The organism is Microbacterium sp. FW305-3-2-15-F-LB2 (assembly GCF_058787255.1).
This window is the reverse complement of sequence record NZ_JBYSZO010000001.1, coordinates 1,108,305-1,127,872: the sequence shown is the minus strand read 5'-3', so window position 1 is coordinate 1,127,872 and position 19,568 is coordinate 1,108,305. Positions and strand designations below refer to the sequence as shown.

The 19,568-nt window shown below is 70.5% G+C and carries 21 protein-coding genes; 8 read left to right on the top strand and 13 right to left on the bottom strand.

Going from position 1 to position 19,568, the window contains the following annotated elements; translation table 11 throughout:
* Positions 1 to 26 precede the first annotated feature (26 nt).
* The 3 genes from AC3WLZ_RS05410 to dapA all read right to left on the bottom strand — a co-directional run bounded on the left by AC3WLZ_RS05410 (position 27) and on the right by dapA (position 3,326).
* Positions 27 to 518, bottom strand: a complete 492-nt coding sequence (locus AC3WLZ_RS05410) for a GNAT family N-acetyltransferase (protein WP_412924065.1) — start codon at positions 516 to 518, stop codon at positions 27 to 29.
* 76 nt (positions 519 to 594) lie between these two features.
* Complete coding sequence (locus AC3WLZ_RS05405; protein WP_492469347.1) at positions 595 to 2,271, bottom strand: ribonuclease J; 1,677 nt, start codon at positions 2,269 to 2,271, stop codon at positions 595 to 597.
* A gap of 77 nt (positions 2,272 to 2,348) precedes the next feature.
* Positions 2,349 to 3,326: a 4-hydroxy-tetrahydrodipicolinate synthase gene (gene dapA, locus AC3WLZ_RS05400; protein ID WP_412924063.1), complete on the bottom strand. Its 978-nt coding sequence runs from the start codon at positions 3,324 to 3,326 to the stop codon at positions 2,349 to 2,351.
* Positions 3,327 to 3,436: 110 nt separating this feature from the next.
* On the opposite strand from dapA, the gene AC3WLZ_RS05395 reads away from it, so the two are divergent.
* On the top strand, positions 3,437 to 3,973 hold the full coding sequence (locus AC3WLZ_RS05395; protein WP_492469345.1) for an NUDIX domain-containing protein: 537 nt from the start codon (positions 3,437 to 3,439) through the stop codon (positions 3,971 to 3,973).
* A gap of 2 nt (positions 3,974 to 3,975) precedes the next feature.
* Here the strand turns inward: AC3WLZ_RS05395 and AC3WLZ_RS05390 are convergent, their stop codons facing one another.
* The 3 genes from AC3WLZ_RS05390 to AC3WLZ_RS05380 are packed head-to-tail and all read right to left on the bottom strand — an operon-like array spanning position 3,976 to position 6,037.
* Positions 3,976 to 4,731: an SDR family NAD(P)-dependent oxidoreductase gene (locus AC3WLZ_RS05390; protein WP_492469344.1), complete on the bottom strand. Its 756-nt coding sequence runs from the start codon at positions 4,729 to 4,731 to the stop codon at positions 3,976 to 3,978.
* Positions 4,728 to 5,231: a dihydrofolate reductase gene (locus AC3WLZ_RS05385; protein ID WP_492469343.1), complete on the bottom strand. Its 504-nt coding sequence runs from the start codon at positions 5,229 to 5,231 to the stop codon at positions 4,728 to 4,730. Before AC3WLZ_RS05385 ends, AC3WLZ_RS05390 begins: the two co-directional genes overlap by 4 nt.
* The gene (locus tag AC3WLZ_RS05380; RefSeq protein WP_492469342.1) at positions 5,228 to 6,037 is read right to left on the bottom strand and encodes a thymidylate synthase; all 810 of its coding nucleotides are present in this window, start codon (positions 6,035 to 6,037) and stop codon (positions 5,228 to 5,230) included. The genes AC3WLZ_RS05385 and AC3WLZ_RS05380 overlap by 4 nt, the downstream gene beginning before the upstream one ends.
* A gap of 177 nt (positions 6,038 to 6,214) precedes the next feature.
* Between AC3WLZ_RS05380 and AC3WLZ_RS05375 the strand changes: the two genes are divergently transcribed.
* The 4 genes from AC3WLZ_RS05375 to AC3WLZ_RS05360 all read left to right on the top strand — a co-directional run bounded on the left by AC3WLZ_RS05375 (position 6,215) and on the right by AC3WLZ_RS05360 (position 8,591).
* Entirely contained in the window at positions 6,215 to 6,652 is a 438-nt protein-coding gene (locus AC3WLZ_RS05375) for a TlpA family protein disulfide reductase (RefSeq protein ID WP_492469341.1), read from the top strand.
* Positions 6,645 to 7,151 (top strand): DUF4395 domain-containing protein, encoded by a 507-nt coding sequence (locus AC3WLZ_RS05370; RefSeq protein WP_492469339.1) that lies wholly within the window; start codon positions 6,645 to 6,647, stop codon positions 7,149 to 7,151. Before AC3WLZ_RS05375 ends, AC3WLZ_RS05370 begins: the two co-directional genes overlap by 8 nt.
* A 107-nt stretch (positions 7,152 to 7,258) precedes the next feature.
* A complete protein-coding gene (locus AC3WLZ_RS05365) occupies positions 7,259 to 7,684 on the top strand; it encodes an OsmC family peroxiredoxin (RefSeq protein ID WP_412924056.1) in 426 nt (141 codons plus the stop codon).
* Positions 7,677 to 8,591 carry a TIGR01777 family oxidoreductase gene (locus AC3WLZ_RS05360; protein ID WP_492469338.1) on the top strand — a complete coding sequence of 305 codons (915 nt, stop codon included), beginning with the start codon at positions 7,677 to 7,679 and terminating at the stop codon, positions 8,589 to 8,591. Before AC3WLZ_RS05365 ends, AC3WLZ_RS05360 begins: the two co-directional genes overlap by 8 nt.
* Positions 8,592 to 8,631: 40 nt before the next feature.
* On the opposite strand, the gene AC3WLZ_RS05355 is transcribed toward AC3WLZ_RS05360, so the two are convergent.
* Entirely contained in the window at positions 8,632 to 9,084 is a 453-nt protein-coding gene (locus AC3WLZ_RS05355) for a tetratricopeptide repeat protein (RefSeq protein ID WP_492469336.1), read from the bottom strand.
* Complete coding sequence (gene dapB / locus AC3WLZ_RS05350) at positions 9,081 to 9,893, bottom strand: 4-hydroxy-tetrahydrodipicolinate reductase (RefSeq protein ID WP_492469334.1); 813 nt, start codon at positions 9,891 to 9,893, stop codon at positions 9,081 to 9,083. Before dapB ends, AC3WLZ_RS05355 begins: the two co-directional genes overlap by 4 nt.
* A gap of 82 nt (positions 9,894 to 9,975) precedes the next feature.
* Between dapB and AC3WLZ_RS05345 the strand changes: the two genes are divergently transcribed.
* Both AC3WLZ_RS05345 and AC3WLZ_RS05340 read left to right on the top strand, forming a co-directional pair.
* Positions 9,976 to 10,452: a GNAT family N-acetyltransferase gene (locus AC3WLZ_RS05345; RefSeq protein ID WP_492469333.1), complete on the top strand. Its 477-nt coding sequence runs from the start codon at positions 9,976 to 9,978 to the stop codon at positions 10,450 to 10,452.
* A gap of 77 nt (positions 10,453 to 10,529) precedes the next feature.
* Positions 10,530 to 10,898, top strand: a complete 369-nt coding sequence (locus AC3WLZ_RS05340; RefSeq protein WP_492469331.1) for a hypothetical protein — start codon at positions 10,530 to 10,532, stop codon at positions 10,896 to 10,898.
* 96 nt (positions 10,899 to 10,994) lie between these two features.
* Here AC3WLZ_RS05340 and AC3WLZ_RS05335 read toward each other — a convergent pair whose 3' ends face one another.
* From AC3WLZ_RS05335 to AC3WLZ_RS05320, 4 genes are all read right to left on the bottom strand, one after another.
* On the bottom strand, positions 10,995 to 11,492 hold the full coding sequence (locus tag AC3WLZ_RS05335; RefSeq protein ID WP_492469330.1) for a GNAT family N-acetyltransferase: 498 nt from the start codon (positions 11,490 to 11,492) through the stop codon (positions 10,995 to 10,997).
* A gap of 30 nt (positions 11,493 to 11,522) precedes the next feature.
* Complete coding sequence (locus AC3WLZ_RS05330) at positions 11,523 to 12,125, bottom strand: histidine phosphatase family protein (protein WP_412924051.1); 603 nt, start codon at positions 12,123 to 12,125, stop codon at positions 11,523 to 11,525.
* Between the two features lie 79 nt (positions 12,126 to 12,204).
* Entirely contained in the window at positions 12,205 to 13,230 is a 1,026-nt protein-coding gene (locus tag AC3WLZ_RS05325) for an aldo/keto reductase (RefSeq protein ID WP_492469329.1), read from the bottom strand.
* Positions 13,231 to 13,455: 225 nt separating this feature from the next.
* Positions 13,456 to 15,753: a polyribonucleotide nucleotidyltransferase gene (locus AC3WLZ_RS05320; protein ID WP_412924049.1), complete on the bottom strand. Its 2,298-nt coding sequence runs from the start codon at positions 15,751 to 15,753 to the stop codon at positions 13,456 to 13,458.
* Between the two features lie 302 nt (positions 15,754 to 16,055).
* On the opposite strand from AC3WLZ_RS05320, the gene AC3WLZ_RS05315 reads away from it, so the two are divergent.
* Positions 16,056 to 17,390, top strand: a complete 1,335-nt coding sequence (locus AC3WLZ_RS05315) for an aggregation-promoting factor C-terminal-like domain-containing protein (RefSeq protein ID WP_492469328.1) — start codon at positions 16,056 to 16,058, stop codon at positions 17,388 to 17,390.
* A gap of 114 nt (positions 17,391 to 17,504) precedes the next feature.
* Here AC3WLZ_RS05315 and AC3WLZ_RS05310 read toward each other — a convergent pair whose 3' ends face one another.
* The gene (locus tag AC3WLZ_RS05310) at positions 17,505 to 19,469 is read right to left on the bottom strand and encodes a glycosyltransferase (RefSeq protein WP_492469327.1); all 1,965 of its coding nucleotides are present in this window, start codon (positions 19,467 to 19,469) and stop codon (positions 17,505 to 17,507) included.
* Positions 19,470 to 19,568 lie beyond the last annotated feature (99 nt).

The window sequence follows — 19,568 nt, the reverse complement described above, 5'->3', positions numbered from 1 at the left end:
GACGCAGGACCGATACCCGGGACGCGTCAGCGCAGCGTCTTGACCATCACATCGCGCCCTTGACCCGCCCGGGTGACCGCGAAGCCCTCGGTGCGATAGAACGTGCGGGCGAAATTGTCGCGCTCGACGCTCAGACTGATGCGCGAATAGCCCTGATCACGGGCGTGGGCCACGAGGCGCTGGAGCAGCGCCCGCCCCACCCCGTGTGCGCGCCACACCGGACGCACGCCGATGATCAGCTCGGGGACGCCCGTCCCCACCCATCCGAAACCGGGCTCGCTGCGCGGCAGCATGCGATACCAGGCCGCGCCGATCGCCTCGCCGGCGGGCGACTCCGCCACGAAACCGGCGTCCCCCGGGCGCTGCCAGCCGGCGACGTAGCGCTGATGGTCGGGGCTGCTGAGCACCTCGTGCCGCGGCCGGGCGCTGCCGGCGCGCCAATTGGCGGCCTCGACCGTCATGTCGGCGAGAAAGGCACCGTCGGACGGGAGTGCCGCGCGGATCGGGATGGCGGGCATGCCCGCATGATACCGATCACCGGCCCGCTCGCCCTACGGTCCCCGCTCCCCAGGGCGGGGAGAGCGGGGAGCGACCTCACGCTTCGATGACGAGCGGCACGATCATGGGGCGCCGACGCAGCGACTGGTTGACCCAGCGGCCGATCGTCCGGCGGACGACCTGCGACAGGGCGTGCGTGTCGCGCACACCCGACTGCGCCGCCTCGGCGAGCGCCGCGGCGATCTTCGGCTTGACGCTCTCGAACACCGCAGCGTCTTCGGCGAACCCGCGCGCGTGCACTTCGGGGCCGGAGATGATCTTCCCGGTCTGGCGGTCGACGACGACGATCACCGAGATGAAGCCCTCCTCGCCCAGGATCCGACGGTCCTTGAGGTCGGCATCCGTGATCTCACCCACGGAGGACCCGTCGACGTAGACGAACCCGATATCGAGCTGGCCGACGACCTCGGCGCGTCCGTCACGGAGGTCGACGACCGTGCCGTTCTCACCGAGGATCGTCTTCTCGGCGGGGATCCCCGTCTCCTGCGCCAGCTTCGCGTTGGCCATCAGGTGGCGGTACTCCCCGTGCACGGGCAGGACGTTCTTCGGCTTGAGGATGTTGTAGCAGTACAGCAACTCGCCCGCCGCCGCGTGACCGGACACGTGCACCTTGGCGTTGCCCTTGTGCACGACGGTGGCGCCGAGCTTGGTGAGGCCGTCGATCACGCGATACACCGCGTTCTCGTTTCCGGGGATGAGGCTGGATGCCAGGATCACGGTGTCGCCCTCGCCGGGCTCGATCGCGTGGTCGAGGTTCGCCATGCGGCTGAGCACCGCCATCGGCTCGCCCTGCGAACCGGTCGACATGTAGACGATCTTGTCGTCGGGCAGATCGCGCGCCTTCTTGTAGTCGATGAGGACGCCGTCGGGCACGTTCAGGTAGCCCAGGTCGGCGGCGATCCCCATGTTGCGCACCATGCTGCGACCGAGCAGGGCGACACGGCGACCGTTCGCGTGCGCCGCGTCGAGCACCTGCTGCACGCGGTGCACGTGGCTCGAGAAGCTCGCCACGACCACGCGTCGGGGAGCCTTGGCGATGACCTGGTCGAGAACGGGGCCGATCGCACGCTCGGTCGGCGTGAACCCGGGGACGTCGGCGTTGGTGGAGTCGACGAGGAACAGGTCGACGCCCTCCTCACCGAGACGCGCGAACGCGCGGAGGTCGGTGATCCGTCCGTCCAGCGGCAGCTGGTCCATCTTGAAATCACCGGTGGCCAGGACGAGTCCGGCGGGGGTGCGGATCGCCACGGCCAAGGCATCCGGAATCGAGTGGTTGACGGCGACGAACTCGAGGTCGAACGGGCCGACCTGCTCGCGCTGGCCCTCTTTCACCGTGAGGGTGTACGGCCGGATGCGGTGCTCTTTGAGCTTCGCCTCGATGAGCGCGAGCGTGAGACCCGACCCGATGAGGGGGATGTCGGCCTTGAGCTTGAGCAGGTAGGGCACGGCCCCGATGTGGTCTTCGTGTCCGTGCGTGAGAACGACCCCGACGATGTCGTCGAGGCGGTGCCGGATGGGCTCGAAGTCGGGCAGGATCAGGTCGACACCGGGCTGGTGCTCTTCCGGGAACAGTACTCCGCAGTCGACGATGAGGAGCTTTCCCTCGTACTCGAAGACGGTCATGTTGCGGCCGACCTCGCCGAGGCCGCCGAGCGGGATGACGCGCAGGGTTCCCTGAGCGAGAGCGGGGGGATCGTAAACGGTCGTGGGCATATGGTGCCTCCTCGGATGCCGCCCTGCGGCATCCCTTCGTGTGGCGTCCCTGGCCGCGGTTCGGCGGACGCCGATGCTTATCTCGTGGTGCCGTGCACCTTGGGCAGAGCGCCACCGGCGGCCGCATTGCGGTCGGGGCGGAAGTTGGAGAAGTCCGCGCCCTGGACCTCGCGGACCAGCGCCAGTTCGTCCTCGATCGCGGCGGCCTCCCACTCCTCCGGACCGACCAGGGGCAGGCGCACGCGCGGGCTGCCGATGCGGCCCAGCCCGTGCAGGATGTACTTCGCGGCGACCGTGCCGGGCACGTGCGTCATGACGGCGCGGACCAGGGGCTCCAGCCGCTTGTGCGCGGCGGTGGCGGTAGCGAGGTCACCGCGGTTCACGGCATCCACGATCGTCCGGTACGGCGCGGCGGCGATGTTCGCCGTGACACCGATGAGCCCGGCTGCGCCGATCGAGAGATGCGGCAGCACATTCGCGTCGTCGCCCGAGAAGTACATGAGGTCGGTCTGGTTCAGCACACGGCTGACCTCGCTGAAATCACCCTTGGCATCCTTGACGGCGAGGATGTTGGGGTGCTTCGCCAGGCGCAGGATCGTCTCGTACTTGATCTCGACGCCGGTGCGTCCGGGGATGTCGTAGAGGATCACGGGCAGGTCGGTCGCGTCGGCCACGAGTCGGAAGTGGGTCAGGATGCCGGCCTGGGTGGGCTTGTTGTAGTACGGCGTGACGATCATGATGCCGTCCGCGCCGGCCTTCTCGCTGGCCTTGTACAGCTCGATCGCGTGCGCGGTCTCGTTGGAGCCACCGCCGGTGATGATCTTCGCGCGTCCCGCGGCCACGTCTTTGCCGACCTCGACGAGGCGGAGCTTCTCGGGGTCGGTGAGCGTGGAGGTCTCACCCGTCGTGCCGGTGACGACGACACCGTCGGCACCCGCGCTGACGACGTCGTCGATGTGCTTCTCGACGGCGGGCCAATCGACCTCGCCGTCGGCCGTCATGGGGGTGACGAGCGCGACGAGCACCTGACCGAAGGGGTTGCCGGAGTGCGTCATGCTCTCAGGTTATCGGTTCGCGCAACGGTCTCCCCGGCCGTGGTCCCCGGGGGAGGAACTTCGCCTCGCGGCCGAGGGGACGCCGGCCTCCGCGACCGTAGGCTGACGGCATGGCCTGGTCGACCCGTTCCTCCCGCACCGTGTACGAGAACCGCTGGATCCGGGTGCGCGAAGACGAAGTCACCGGTCCCGACGGGGACGGCATCTACGGCGTCGTGCAGATGCAGCAGCCCGCGGTGTTCGTCGTCGCCATGGACGAGGACGACCGCGTCTGCCTCGTCGAGCTGGAGCGGTATACGACCGGACGCTCCCTCGAGGTACCCGCCGGGGGAAGCGACGGCGAGGACCCGCTCGTCGCCGCGCAGCGCGAACTGCGCGAGGAGAGCGGCGTGACGGCCGCGCGGTGGGAGTATCTCGGCCGGATGAACGCCCTGAACGGCATCGCCGACGCGCCGGAGCACGTCTTCCTCGCCCGCGACCTCCGAATCGAGGATGCCGGGTCCTCGCAGCGGGAAGAGGGCATCGAAGCCGTCCGCTGGGTGGCGTTCGCGGAGGTTCTCGGACTCATCGCCGACGGAGAGATCACCGACGGCGAGACGATCGCGGCTCTGGCCTTCGCCGGCATCCGCGCCGGCCGGTTCCGCTGACGTCAGCGGCCGCGGGAAGCGGCGCGCACGACCACACGGTCGGGCAGGAGCCGCGAGGCGGCGACGAGCAGCTTGTAGCGCAGCGAGGGAATGGACACCGCGCGCCCGCGGGCGGCGTCACGCAAACCTTCGCGGACCACCGTCTCGGCATCCAGCCACATCCCGGGCGGGACCCCCTCCTGCCCCGGTGGCAGACCGAGGCGCTCGTGGAAGTTCGTGTGGACGAAGCCCGGGCACACCGCGGTCACGGTCACCCCACGCGGTGCGTACGCGACCGTGGCCCACCGACTGAACGAGATGAGCCAGCCCTTCACGGCGCCGTAGGTGCCCCGCGGAACGAATCCGGCGACCGAGGCGACGTTGATGATGCGTCCGCCACCGCGGCGGAGCATCGCCGGGAGAGCCGCGTGGGTGAGGCGCAGGGCGACCTCGACGTGGAGACGCAGGTGCCGCACCTCGTCGGCCACATCGTTCTTCTCGAACGCGAGGTCGAGTCCGAACCCGGCGTTGTTGACCAGGACGTCAACGCCCCCGGCCAGACGCGCTTCGACCGCGACCCGATCGTCGTCGTCGAGGAGGTCGGCGGGCAACACCTCGACGCTCACCCCGGAGGCCCCGCGGATGCCGTCGGCGACCGTGGCGAGCGCGTCCTCGTCACGCGCGACGAGGATCACGTCGGCGCCGCGCGCGGCGAGCTGCCGGGCGAACTCGGCGCCCAGACCCGAGCTCGCCCCCGTGATGAGCGCGGTCCGCGTCACGATCGCTCCCCAGGTTCGTAGGTCTCGAAGCGGTAGCGGATGCCGGTTCGCGAGACGTGCCAGCCGTCCTCGGGGTCGGCGGCCGTGCGGGTCCAGCCCTCGAGCCGGGGGGCCACGGTGTCCCCGTCCACGTCGAGATCGAGCTGCGTGACCTCGAGCAGGTCGGCATCCGCGATGGCGCCGGCGTAGAGCTGCCCGCCACCGATCACCCAGACCTCCGCCGTCGTGGACAGCGTCAGAGCCGCGTCCAGAGACGCGGCTCTCTCCGCCCCCTCGCCGGCCCACTCGTCGGACCGCGACACCACGATGTTGCGGCGCCCCGGCAGCGGCCGGAAGCGCGGCGGCAGCGACTCCCACGTCCGCCGGCCCATGATGACGTCGGATTCGCCCGTCACGGCGCGGAAGTGCGCGAGGTCTTCGGGCACGTGCCAGGGCATCTCCCCGCCGGCGCCGATGACGCCGCCGCGCGCCTGCGCCCAGACGAGCCCGACGCGGGTCATACGGCGACGGCCGCCCGGATCGCCGGGTGGTGCTGGTAGTCCTCGACCACGATGTCTTCGTAGGAGTAGTCGAAGATCGACGCGGGCTTCCGCGCGAACCGCAGCGTCGGGTACGGGTACGGGTCTCGCGAGAGCTGTTCCTGCACCTGCTCGCGGTGGTTGTCGTAGACGTGGCAGTCACCGCCGGTCCACACGAACTCGCCCGGCTCGAGTCCGGTCTGCTGCGCGATCATGAGCGTGAGCAGCGCGTAGGACGCGATGTTGAACGGCACGCCGAGGAACATGTCGGCACTGCGCTGGTACAGCTGGCACGAGAGCTTGCCGTCGGCGACGTAGAACTGGAACAGCGCGTGGCACGGGGCGAGCGCCATGTCGGGGATGTCGGCGGGGTTCCACGCCGACACGACGAGGCGACGCGAGTCGGGATCGCGGCGGATCTGCTCGATCACCTGCGAGATCTGGTCGATCTCTCCCCCATCCGCGGTGGGCCACGAACGCCACTGGACGCCGTAGACGGGCCCGAGCTCGCCGTCGGCATCCGCCCATTCGTCCCAGATGGTCACGCCGTTCTGCTGCAGCCAGCCGACGTTGGATTCGCCACGCAGGAACCAGAGGAGCTCGTACACGATCGACTTCATGTGCACCCGCTTGGTCGTCACGAGCGGGAAGCCCTGGGCCAGATCGAACCGGATCTGCCGACCGAACACGCTGGTGGTGCCCGTGCCGGTGCGATCGGACTTGTGCACTCCCGCTTCGAGGACGTCGCGGAGAAGATCTTCGTACGGCGTGGGGATGTCGGCGGTCACGGCCCTCACGATACCCGGGGACTCCGGCACGCGGGCGGTGCGCGGGGACGATGTCGCCGATCCTGCGGGTGGGGAGGAGGGGCCGTCCTGGGTGCACGCTGAGGAAACACCGGACGAGCGCGTCATTCGGCGACTCATCGACCCTCCTCCCCCGCGTGCGCGTTAGCGTTGTCGGTCGTGGACCTGACTTTCGCTCTTCTCGTGACCGCCGCGCTCGTCGTGGTGGCCGTGGGTGCCGGCGTCGTCTTCCGCCGCACCCAGGGCCGCGCCCGCGCCGTGGACTCCGCCGAGATCGTCGACCCGCGTCGCCTGGGTGCCGACAGTCTCGGCGAAGAAGCCACGCTGCTGCAGTTCAGCACCGAGATGTGCGCGCGCTGCCCCGGCGTGCACCGCATGCTCTCCGACATCGCGGAAGCTCGCGAGGGTGTCCGACACCTCGACGTCGACCTCACCCACCGCCCCGACATCGCCCAGCACTTCCGCGTGCTGCAGACCCCCACCACGCTCGTCCTCGATCGGACCGGCGTCATCCGTACGCGCTTCGGCGGCACCCCTGGCCGCGCCGTGGTCGAACTCGAACTCACCCGTTTGCAAGAGGAGTCAGCCCGTGCCTGAGGTCCAGCGCATCGATGTCCGAGGGCCGCGGTTCGCGGCATCCATCACCGCCGTTCTCCTGCTGATCGCGACGTTCCTGTCGCTCGTCGGCATCTCCACCGGCAACCTGGCGGCAGCTTCCTTCGGAGCGCGCGTCGCGGATCCGGGCTTCCTTCTGGTCCTCGTGATCGCCGCACTCTTCCTGTGGAGCGTCGCCTCGCCCCGCACCGCGCCGTGGGGCGTTCTCTATCGCCGCGTCGTCCAGCCGCGTCTCGCGCCGCCGACCGAGTTCGAGGACCCTCGCCCGCCGCGTTTCGCTCAGGGCGTCGGCCTGTTCGTCACGGTGGGAGGACTTCTCCTCCACCTGGCGGGCGTGCCGTGGGCGCTGCCGATCGCCGCCGCCGCCGCGTTCCTCGCGGCGTTCCTGAACGCGGCCTTCGGCCTGTGCCTGGGATGCCAGCTCTACCTGCTCCTCCAGCGAGCGGGCCTCATCGGGCGGCGCCGCCCGTCGGCCGCCTGACCCTCCGCGGAAGCACCGGCTGTCAAGACCTCCGACGGGTCGGAGGCCGTGGCTAGGCTGACTTTCGCCGCAGCCATTCGGGGCTGCGCGGAAAGCCGGAGGTTCCCATGGCCGTCACGAGCGAAGCCACCACCGCCTGGAAGGGCAGCCTGTTCGAGGGATCGGGCGAAGTCACCTTCACCTCGTCCGGAATCGGCACGTTCGACGTGAACTGGAAGGCGCGGAGCGAGGGCTCCAGCTCGGTCACCACGCCCGAAGAGCTGTTGGCCGGCGCGCACTCGTCGTGCTTCAGCATGGCCCTTTCCAACGCCCTCGCCGAAAACGGCACCCCTCCCGAGTCGATCCACGCGACCGCCTCGGTCACCTTCAAGCCCGGCACCGGCATCACCGGCAGCCACCTGAACGTCAACGCCGTGGTCCCCGGCCTCGACGCGGCGACGTTCGAGAAGATCGCCAACGACGCGAAGGCGAACTGCCCCGTTTCGCAGGCGCTCGCGGGCATCGACATCACGCTCGAGGCCACGCTTGCCTGAGTCCTCGGCCCGACGCGTCATTCTCGCCGGCGCGTCGGGCCTCATCGGCTCCGCTCTCGCGGAGTCGCTCCGCGGCGACGGTGTCGAGGTCACCTCGCTCGTGCGGCACCCCGCTTCCGGCCCGCACGAGGTGCAGTGGCTGCAGGATGCCACCCCCCTCGATCCCGGCATCCTGGCCGGTGCCGACGCCGTGGTGTGCCTCAACGGCGCCTCGATCGGCAGGTTCCCCTGGACGCCGTCGTACAAGAGCCAGCTCCTGTGGTCGCGCATCACCCCCACACGGACGCTCGCCACCGCAATCCGCGAACTCGGCGACGACGCGCCCGCGCTCGTGAACGCCTCGGCGACGGGGTACTACGGCTCGCAACCGGGCGCCGTCCTCACCGAGTCGTCCCGCCGTGGCGAGGGCTTCCTCGCGGACATCTGCGAGGAGTGGGAGAGCGCGGCACGCGGAGCCGGTTCGCGGGCCCGCGTGGCCCTGCTGCGCACGGCCCCGATCGTGCACGAGCGCGGGGTGCTGAAGCCCCTCCTGCTGATGACGAAGCTCGGCGTCTCCGGTCCCATCGGACGCGGCACGCAGGTGTGGCCCTGGATCACGCTCGAGGACGAGGTGCGCGCCATCCGCCACGTCATCGACTCCGGTATCGAGGGCCCCGTGAACCTCACCGGCCCCAGCCGGGCGACCGCGAACGACCTCGGGTTCGCCCTGGCGCGACGCATGAACCGGCCCTACGTCCTGCGGGCCCCGGTGTGGGGCATGAAGCTCGCACTCGGGCGCGACGCGACGGAGGCGCTGCTCACCTCGGATGCCGATGTTCGCCCCGCCGTCCTCGAGAACGACGGCTTCGCGTTCCAGCACGCGACCGTCGAGGATGCCGTGGCCTCGGCCGTTCCCGCCGTGCGCTGAGCGCGCCCGCGGGGGCGCGCCGTCGCCCACGGAAGGCGTCTCAGGCGGTTCGCCGGTCGGCTGCCTCGAGGGAGATCGCCTTACGGACGGCCTCGCGAGCACGACGGCGATCGCCGGCCGCGTCGTAGGCGAGTCCGAGGCGGTACCACGCGCGCCAGTCGCCGGGCCGAGCTTCGACGTCGGCGCGGTAGGCCGGGAACAGGGCATCGGCGTCGTCGCGGGTCGCGCGGCCACTCGGCCGCACCTCGATCTCCTCACGCGGCAGCCCGCCTTCGGCATCCAGCGTCTCGCCGAGCCTCTGGGCGCGAACACCGAACCATAGTTCGCGCCCGATGGCCCAGAGAGCGATGATCGGCAGCACGATGAGGGCGACCCCCATCGCCACGCCGACGCCGTCACCGCTGGTCAGCAGCACCACGGCACGCTGACCGGCCAGCACGATGTACAGCAGCAACAGCACCGTCATGACCGCGACGGCGACGCGCGGCTTCATGCGCTGGTGACGCCGGCGACCTGCCCCGACACGTCGTCGTCGGCGATGGGCGCCTCGGCGCGGGCGGGGCGCGTGCGCACCCCGATGTCGATGAAGCTGTCGAGCCCGACGATGACGCCTCGCGCTTCGCGGGCGGCGGCCAAGGCGATTCGGATGCCGGGAGCGTAGGCCGTGGCCGGATCGATCGTGTCGTGCACGATCGTGAGCGACTCCCCCGCCCCCGAGAGAACCGTCTCCTGCCGGGCGATGACACCGGGGCGACGGAGCGAGTGGATGGGAACCGAGGCGACCTGCTGGCCGCGCGCGCGTTGGTCGACGTGCGGCGACTGCACCGGACCGACCTTCTCGCGTGCCGCCGCGATCAGCTCCGCGGTTCGGACCGCGGTACCGCTGGGCGAATCGACCTTCGTCTCGCGATGCGCCTCGACGATCTCGATCGAGGGGAAGAAGGGTGCCGCCGCCGCAGCCAGCGCGGTGCCGACGACGGAGCCGAGCGAGAAGTTGGGGATGAACACGGCGCCCGTGCCACTGGCATCCACCAGGGGGCGCACCAGCGCGATGCGTTCGCTCGACCAGCCGGACGTGCCCACGAGCACGTTGATGCCGCGCTCGATGGCCGCGCGGACGACGTCGATCGAGACCGCCGGGGTGGACGCGTCGATCACCAGATCGGCGCCGTCGAGCTCGCCCAGGTCGGAGCCTGAACCGAGCACGGCGGAGACCTCGTACCCCTCTTCGGACTCGACGACGTCGCGGATGACTCCGCCGAGCTTTCCGGATGCGCCCACGATGGCTACGCGTGTGGTCATGGTGTCAGCCTAGGCGGCGACGCGAGGGTCGGAACGCTCTGTCCACAGACGCGCCGCGGCACCCCTCGCTTAGCATCGACAGATGGTCTCGATCCGCACCTCCCCCGTCGACGCCCCCGATGCCCACGCGCTGCTCGAGGAGTACTTCGCGCTGCGTGCCTCGATCTTCCCCGGCGGCGGATACCGGACGGTGTTCCCCTCCCCCGCGACGTTCGTCGAGCCGGCCGGGGTCTTCGTCGTCCTGGATGACGACGAGGGTCACCCCGTCGGGTGCGGCGGCATCCGTCGGATCGAGGAGGGACCCCACGGACCGCGCGACGAGGTGAAGCACCTGTTCGTCCGCGACAGCGGACGTGGCCGCGGCTGGGGCCGTGTGATCCTCGACGACCTCGAACGCCGCGCGCGTGAGCGCGGCGCCGCGGAACTCGTGCTCGACACCCATCACACGCTCGACGCCGCGGGCGGGCTCTACGCACGGTCGGGGTTCGAGGCGATCCCGGCCTACAACGACAACGCCAACGCGACGAGGTGGTACGGCAAGGTTCTCGCGGCGAGTTGACCCGACGGTCGGCTGCTTCGATGAGGTGGGCCCTCCCCTGCGGCGAGGCCGAACCGCCGTCCCGCTAGGTTGTGGGGATGCCGCTGGTGAAGCCGCCTCTCCCCGACGACTCGCTCACGCCATTCGACGGAGGTGTCGGACTGCTGACACGCGACGGGCGGGTCATCGGCCACGTGGCGACGACGTTGGGCACGTTCTGGTCGCCGTCCAGCCCGCTCAGGATGCAGTGGTGGGTCTGGTACATCGTCGCCTGGAGCGACGGTGTGCGGGAACCTTCGACCGAGGATTACCCACCGTTCTGGACGGTCAACGAGATGCGAGCCGGGTACATGGACGTGCATAGCCGCGACGCGTCCCGCACCGGTCGCTACGACTTCGCCTGGCTTCCCGAAGCGGAACGCGCGACGACGCTCGCCGGACTAGGCATCCGGCCCGATGACTTCTGAGCGCGCGGCCGATCTTCCGCGTTGCGCGCACCACCGAGGGATCTGCAAGGCGGCGGGGCTCCGGCGCAGGCCGTTCCCACTCGGCGCGGCGGCATTTCAGCGCAACGGCTTCACTCGCCAGGTCACGCTGTGGCGCGGGTCTCCGGATGCCGCCTCCTCGATGCGGTCGACGACGAACCCCTCGCGCTCGTAGAAGTGCCCCGCGCGGACATTCGCGGTGAAGTGTTCGATGCCGACGGTGGTGGCATCCGGAGGGAGCAACGACCGGACCGCGTCGAGCAACCGCGGACCTAGCCCTTGGCCCCGCAGTGCCGGGTCGACGTAGAGCTTCCAGACCATCGGGGGCGTCATCGAGACGTCGACTTGCGCGACGCCGACGATCTGGTCGTTGCGTTCCGCGACGACGACGCCGCCCGCGGCGATCGCGGGACGGATCGCCGCGTCGCTCCACCAGGTCTCGACCTGCGACCTCGCCGCGTCGGTGCCGAGGATCGGGGCATAGAAGTCCACGATATGACGCGATCCGAAGGCGCAGACAGCGTCGGTGTCGCTCTCGCGGGCGACACGGACGTCTGCGGGAGGCGAAGCCGACATGTCACCGCACGCTACCCGAGCGTCGCCACCTCACACCGGGAGCGGGTCGACGAGCCCCGTGCGCAGCTCGACCGGAAGATGCGACAGGTCGTTGTGCGACAGGAGAGTCCAGGGCCGGCCCTTCTTCTGCGCAATGACGGTCAGGCCGCAGAAGGCCTGGTTGATCGTCATCCATCGCCAGTCCGGGGCCTGCAGAACTTCGCGCACGAACCAGGCGATCACGAAGTTGTGGGTGATCAGCAGCTCGTGCACCTCGCCGGTCTTCCGGGCCAGGAACTCGGCCGTGGCATCCGACATCTGCGCCCGCCCCGCCTCGATCTCGGCCTCGGTCACCGAGCCGAAGAACGGCTCGTAGGCCGCGGGAGTCTCGGGCGTCATGCCCGTCGGGACGCAGTCGAACAGCAGGGCGGATGCCTCGGGCGACACCGACGGCAAGCGCTCTGCCACGGCGCGGGCGGTCTGCGCCGCGCGCTCGAGAGGCGAGTGCCATACGGCGTCCAGCGGGAGTCCGGACAGGCGATCGGCGAGGAGCGCAGCCTGACGATGGCCGCGGGGCGACAGGGGTCCGTCGGTGAGTCCGTGCTCGGCATCCTGGTGCTCACCATGGCGCACCAGGTAGATGTAATGCGTCACGTCAGCTCACCTCGTCGTCAGTGTGCGGGCCCCCCGCAGAACACTTCCAGCCTACGTCACGCCCCCGACACGGGGCCGTTCACTCTGCGGCGCGGGCGATGTCCGACAAGTGGGCTCGGCTCAGTCGCACGCCCACGGCGCGCATGCACTCCACGACGTGACGCGCGGCGAAGGCGTTCACGATCGGCGCCGTCACGACCTTCTGCGCGAGAAGCCACGCCACCGCGACAGCGGCATCCGGGATTCCGAGCTCATCCCCGATGGCGTCGAGCGCGCGGAGCACCCGGGACCCACGGCGGTTCAAGTGCACGGCGAGCTGAGACCCGCGCACCGAGCTGGCCTGCTGGCCCCGCGTCCGGGTCTCGCCGGCGAGGAACCCGTGGGCGAGCGGATGCGACGGCGTCACCGCGATCCCCTGCGCGGACGCGATGAGCCGCAGGTCGCCGTCGAACTCGTCGCGACGCAGCACGTTGTAGGGCACGTCGAGCACGGTCACCCTCGGGTAACCCGCCGACGAGAGAATTCTCGCCTCCACCAGCTGAGAGGCTGAATAACCGTGCGCGCCGATGGCGCGGACTTTGCCGCTCTCGACGAGCCACTCGCACGTGGCGAGGGTGTCTTCCAGCACCGCGGTATCGCCGCGCGCGACATCCAGAGAGAGCACATCGATCCGGTCGGTACCGAGTCGACTGAGCGACGCCTCGACCGCACGGACGAGGTTCACCGCGCCGAGACCGGGATTGTCCGGATGCCGACCGATACGCACCGTGAGAACCATCTCGTCGCGCATTCCGCGCGACTGCATCCAGGAACCGATGATGTACTCGCTGCGGCCGGCCGCGTAGCTGTCGGCCGTGTGGATCGCGTTCCCGCCGAGCTCGACGTACGTGTCGAGGATCTCGTGGCTGGCCTGGGCGTCGACGTTCCAGCCGAATTCGCCGCCACCGAGGAAGAGCGGGAACACGTCGAATCCGGTCTCGCCGAGCGGGACACGGACGTGCGATCCGAGGCCGGGGCCCTGCAGCGTCACCGGGGCGGAAGGATGCGATGCGCGATTTCGACGCAGGGGCGACGGGGCCGTCTCATCGACGCCCGAGCCGCTCATGGGCCTCTCCTCGATGCGTCGGATCTCGGACGCCGGCTGCGCCCGCCTCGCCCCCGACGCGTAGTTCGAGGGTAGGGCCTCTGCGAAAAGCGACCGCCGATTCGCCCGGCTCGGCGATAAACATTGCATAACGCTTGATGCCGTCGGCGTCACGGGCACCCGAGTGACCGGAATGCACGGATGCCCGCCCCGCGTAACGCGGGACGGGCATCCGGTGAGGAGGGATCAGCCCTCGGCGGGAGCCTCCGGGCCCTCGCTCGCGGCGGCCGAGCTCTGCGTGTCCGCGGGCTCGGGCGTCGTGGCCGCCTCGTCGAGCACGGGCTCGAGCGACAGCTTGCCGCGGTCGTCGATCTTGGTGATGCGCACCAGGATCTTTCGGCCGACGGACAGGACGTCCTCGACGTTCTCGACGCGCTTGCCACCGGCGAGCTTGCGGACCTCGCTGACGTGCAGCAGGCCGTCCTTGCCGGGAAGGAGCGAGATGAACGCACCGAAGGTCGCGATCTTGACGACCGTGCCCAGGAACTGCTCGCCGACCTCGGGGTTGGTGGGGTTGGCGATCGCGTTCACCTGGGCGCGGGCGGCCTCGGCCGAGGGGCCGTCGGTCGCGCCGATGTAGACGGTGCCGTCCTCCTCGATGGAGATGTCGGCGCCGGTCTCGTCCTGGATGGCGTTGATCGTCTTGCCCTTGGGGCCGATGAGCTCGCCGATCTTGTCGACCGGGATCTGCACGCTGATGACGCGCGGCGCGGTGGGCGCCATCTCGTCGGGAGCGTCGATCGCGGCGTTCAGCACGCCGAGGATCGTCAGACGAGCCTCATGAGCCTGCTGCAGAGCGGCGGTCAGCACCGACGACGGGATGCCGTCGAGCTTCGTGTCGAGCTGGATCGCGGTGACGAACTCGCTCGTACCGGCGACCTTGAAGTCCATGTCGCCCAGGGCGTCCTCGGCGCCGAGGATGTCGGTCAGCGCGGCGTAGCGCGTCTGGCCGTCGACCTCGTCCGAGACCAGACCCATCGCGATACCGGCGACGGGAGCGCGCAGCGGCACACCCGCGTTCAGCAGCGACAGGGTCGACGCGCACACTGAGCCCATCGAGGTCGAGCCGTTCGAGCCCAGCGCCTCGGAGACCTGACGGATGGCGTAGGGGAACTCCTCGCGGCTGGGCAGCACCGGCACGAGGGCGCGCTCGGCGAGGAAGCCGTGCCCGATCTCGCGACGCTTGGGCGAACCCACACGGCCGGTCTCACCGGTCGAGTACGGCGGGAAGTTGTAGTGGTGCATGTAACGCTTGTGCGTCACGGGCGATAGCGAGTCGATCTGCTGCTCCATCTTGAGCATGTTCAGCGTCGTGACACCCAGGATCTGGGTCTCGCCGCGCTGGAAGATCGCCGAACCGTGGACGCGCGGGATGACCTGCACCTCGGCGTCGAGCGGACGGATGTCGGCCAGGCCACGGCCGTCGATGCGCACACCCTCGGTGAGGATGCGGCCGCGCACGATCTTCTTGGTCACCGACTTGTAGGCGCCGGAGAACTCCAGCGGCGCACCGGCGGGAAGCTCGCCCGCTTCGACGGCTGCGATGAGCTCGGCCTTGACGCGGTCCTTGACGGCGTCGTCGGCGTTCTGGCGGTCCTGCTTGTCGGCGATCTGGTAGACGCCCACGAGGTCGTCGTACGCGCGACCGGCGACGAAGTCGTAGACCTCGGAGCTGTAGGCGGGGAAGACCGGGTAGGGCTGGATCTCCTTGGCCGCGGTGTTCGCCACGACGTTCTGCGCGGCGACGAGCTCGCGGATGAAGGGCTTCGAGGCCTCGAGGCCCTCGGCCACGACCTGCTCGTTCGGCTTGGTGGCGCCGCCCTTGATGAGGTTCCAGCTGCCCTCGGTCGCCTCGGCCTCCACCATCATGATGGCGACGTCGCCGTCGTCGAGCACGCGGCCCGCGACGATCAGGTCGAAGACGGCGTCCTCGAGCTGGGTGACGGTCGGGAACGCGACCCACTGGTCGGCGTGCTCGCCGTGGCCGGGGATGAGTGCGAGGCGCACACCGGCGATCGGGCCCGAGAACGGCAGACCCGAGATCTGGGTCGACAGCGACGCGGCGTTGATGGCGAGAGCGTCGTAGAACTCGCCCGGCGCGATCGAGAGGACGGTCACGACGATCTGCACCTCGTTGCGGAGACCGTCGACGAACGACGGACGCAGCGGGCGGTCGATGAGACGGCACACGAGGATGGCCTCGGTGGAGGGGCGACCCTCACGACGGAAGAACGAGCCGGGGATCTTGCCCGCGGCGTATGCACGCTCTTCGACGTCGACGGTCAGCGGGAAGAAGTCGAAGCCTTCACGCGGGTGCTTGCCGGCGCTGGTGGCCGAGAGAAGCATGGTCTCTTCGTCGAGGTACGCGGCGACGGCGCCCTGCGCCTGCTGCGCGAGACGACCGGTTTCGAAGCGGACGGTACGGGTGCCGAAACGGCCGTTGTCGAGAACGGCTTCAGCGGCGGTGATTTCTGGACCTTCCAAGAGGTCCCTCCTTCTTTGTTTAAGCTCGCCGCCCCGTGTGGGCGACGAGCGGACATGCGAAGGAGCAGGAACAGGCAGAAAGGGCGCGCCGACTCGTCGGCCCGGAATCCCGGCGACTGGCCACCAGTAGAGGACCACCCGGCGTCATGACGGGGAGTCCACCACAGGGGACCAGCGTCTGCCGGCCTGCTCCGTGAGCTCATATGTAATTGAGCGGATGCCATGGCGGCACCCTCCGAGAGCCTATCAGTGCCGGGCTTTCACGGGTGGTTCGCCGCGGGCTCGTGCCGTACCCTCGCCTCATGGGCCTCAGACGTCACACACGTCACACCGTTCTCGCGTGTGTCCTCGTGTGCGCGGCCCTCGTGACGGCACCTGCCGGCGGCGCGATCGCCGCTCCCCCGCGCGCTGCCGCAGTCGGCGACGACGATCCGGCAGTGCGCGAAGTCCAGCAGCAGCTGGATGCCGCCGAGGCCTCGGCCGCGGCCGCGTCCCGTGGCGCCCTCGACGCGTCCGCGGCGGCAGAGCGCGCGCGGCAGCTCGCGGCGAGCACCGCGGCACGAGCCGAGGCGCTCACCGCTCAGAGCACCGCAGCCGATGCGACCCTCGCCGCGGCGAGCGCGCGAGCCGGAGCGAGCGCATCCCGCCTGTATCGCACGACGGCCACCGGCCCCCTCGTCGCCCAGCTGCTGACGTCGGCCGATCCCGACTCCCTGCTGGACCGCCTCGGCATCCTGGATCGGGTGACGACCCTGACAGCGCGCACCGTCGGCGAGGCCCAGAGCGCGGCGGACGTCGCCGAGTCGCTGCGCACACAGGCGGACCAGGCGCGCACGGAAGCGGCGCGCCGGGCGAGTGAAGCCGAGACCACCGCCGCGCAGGCCACCACGCGGGCGGATGCCGAGGCGGCCACTGTCGCCGCCACGCAGACCCGCCTCGACGAGCTGTTCGCACGCCTCGCCGCGCTGCGCGAGACGACTGCGGCGCAGGAGCGAGCGGCGCGCCTGGCGCAGCAGACGGCGGCACAGGCGGCCGAACCGGGCGGTGCCACCGGCGGCGGGTCGTCGGGCGGCGGGCCGGCATCCGGAAGCGGCGGAGAGAGTTCGGGCCCCGCGTCGGGGTCGGGCGGATCCGGCACCGGATCGGGCAGCGGTTCGAATTCGGGCGGAGCATCGGGATCCGGCGGTTCCGGCTCGGGCGGATCCTCCTCGGGCGGCACGGGCGGAGGATCCGGGTCGGGCTCGGGATCGGCGGGATCCGGCGGCGGGTCGTCGGGCGGCAGCGGCGGATCCGGGTCGGGCGGCACGACGGCGCCCGCGGGCCCCACGATGAGTCCCAGCCAGGCTCGGGACTACGCCCGCGGCGCACTCGGCGGCTACGGCTGGGGCGACGATCAGTTCTCCTGCCTCGTCTCCCTGTGGAATCGCGAGTCCGGTTGGCGCGCGGACGCCTACAACCCGTGGAGCGGTGCCTATGGCATCCCTCAGGCCCTTCCGGGAGACAAGATGGCCGCGGCCGGTCCGGATTGGCGCACGAACGCCGCGACACAGATCGCGTGGGGTCTGTCGTACATCAAGTCCCGCTACGGCTCCCCCTGCGGCGCGTGGGCCCACTCCGAGTCGACCGGCTGGTACTGACCCGGTGCCTCGCGCCGAAAGCACACGATCCGCCCGAGCACGCACGTTCGAGACGCCCGCAACGTACGCGGTGGACCGGATCGTGTGTTCTCGAGGCCGGTCGATCCGCCGCGGTCAGGACGACGCGGGCTGGCGCTGGCGATCGCCGCGCGTGGGGAGTTCGACGTAGCCGTCGTGTTTGGGCAGGATGCCGTCGCCGGCGGTGCGACCGTGGAGGCGCCGCCACACCCACGGCAACGCGTCGCGCACGAGCCACCCACCCTGCGGGATGTCGTCGTCGGCGTGCAGTGCTTCGTCGAGGCCGAGCAACGCATCGGCGTCGGGAACGCCCAGTGCCTCGGCCGCGCGGTAGGCCACGAGCCGGTGACCCCGCGACCGGAGGTGCACGAGGTCATCGGCCCACAGCGGAAGGTCGCCGATCTCCGCGACGGCCTCGAGATCGAGGAGGATCGCCCCGTGCGCGCGAGCGATGCGCCGCAACTCGACGTTGTACGCCGAGAAGCGGCGGGCGAAGATCCGGGCGGCCGCCCTCCGCGGCAGGAACGTCGTCACGAGCAGGACATCGGCGCCGGTGCGGCGCACGGCACGCACGGCCGACTCCACCTCGGCGACGAGCGCGGGGATCACGGGCGCCGGCCCGACCAGGTCGTTCGCGCCGATGAGGATCGACACCAGATCCGGCTGCATCTCCAGCGCCGCGGGGATCTGCTCGTCGATGAGGTGCCGCACCCGGCGGCTGCGCACCGCGAGGTTCGCGTAGCGGAACGGACCCTCGTCGCTCGTGTGCGCCAGCAGCTCGGCGAGACGGTCCGCCCAGCCGCGGAACTGGCCCTCCGGCATGCGGGAGGCATCGCACAGACCCTCCGTCAGCGAATCACCCAGCGCCACGAAGCGGGTCCACCGGCCACGGGTGCGCTGAGCGGGAACCTCCGGCCGCTCACCGCCGCGCACGAGCATTCCCTCGTCCATCGAGCGCAGCGCCGCGGCTTCGCGGTAGTACCCCACCAGTTCCTGTGTCCGTGCCTCCCACGTGCGGCCCGCGACGGCCTCCCGGGCCGCGCGCGCAAAGGCCTGCCGCTTGGAGTCGTCGCCGACGAGGTCAGCGACCCGCGCCCGGAGGTCGTCGAGGTCGCCCGGCTTGTAGAGCCAGCCGTCCACGCTCGAACGCACGAGATCCAGGGGTCCGCCGACGCCGGTCGCGACGACCGGCACACCGCTCGCGAGGGCCTCTTGGATCGTCTGCCCGAAGGTCTCGCTCTCGCCGGGGTGCACGAACACGTCGAATCCCGCCATCACGCGTGCGAGCTCGTGACCCGAGAGGTGGCCGGTGAAAACGGCATCCGGGATCGCCTTCTCCAGCGCCGGACGCGACGGCCCGTCGCCCACGATCACCAGGCGCGTCCCCGACACGTCGGCGAGCGCGCGCAGGTCGTCGACCTGCTTCTCGGGGGCGAGGCGTCCGACATAGCCGACGATGCGCTCGCCGTTCGGGGCGACGGCGGCGCGCCACGCCTCATCACGGTGCTCGGGCGCGAAGCGGACGGCATCCACTCCCCGTCCCCACCGGCGGATGCGGTCGACGCCGAGGCCCTCGAGCTGCCGCGACGACGCCGAGGAGGGCGCGAGGGTGAGCGTCGCGCGGCGGTGCAGCCGCGTGACGTGCCCCGCCACGAGCGCGGTGGCCTGCGGCAGGCCGTATTTCTGCGCGTAGGCGATGACGTCGGTCTGATAGACGGCGACCGAGGGGATCTTCAGCGCCTCGGCGGCGGCGAGTCCCTGCCAGCCGAGGACGAAGGGGGATGCCAGGTGCACCACGTCGGGACGGAACTCCCGCAGCAGCGCACCGAGGCGTGCCGCGCGCGCGAACACCACGCGGACCTCGGGGTAGGACGGCAGCGGCACCGAGCGGAGCAGCTCCGCGCGCGCGCCGTGCAGGTCGGCGGTGACGTCTCCGGACTTGGGGGCGATCACGAGGGTCTCGTGACCTGCCTCCGCCAGATGACGGAGGACGTGCAGAACGGAACCGGTGACCCCGTTCATGTGCGGGAGGAAGGACTCGGCAAGCAGCGCGACTCTCACGCCTCCAGGGTGGGACCCGCCGACGCACCGCGGCGTCGATCAGGGCCCGACGTTCGCGATGTTCACCGGATGCTCCGCGCCGCGTCACCGCCGCGTGGG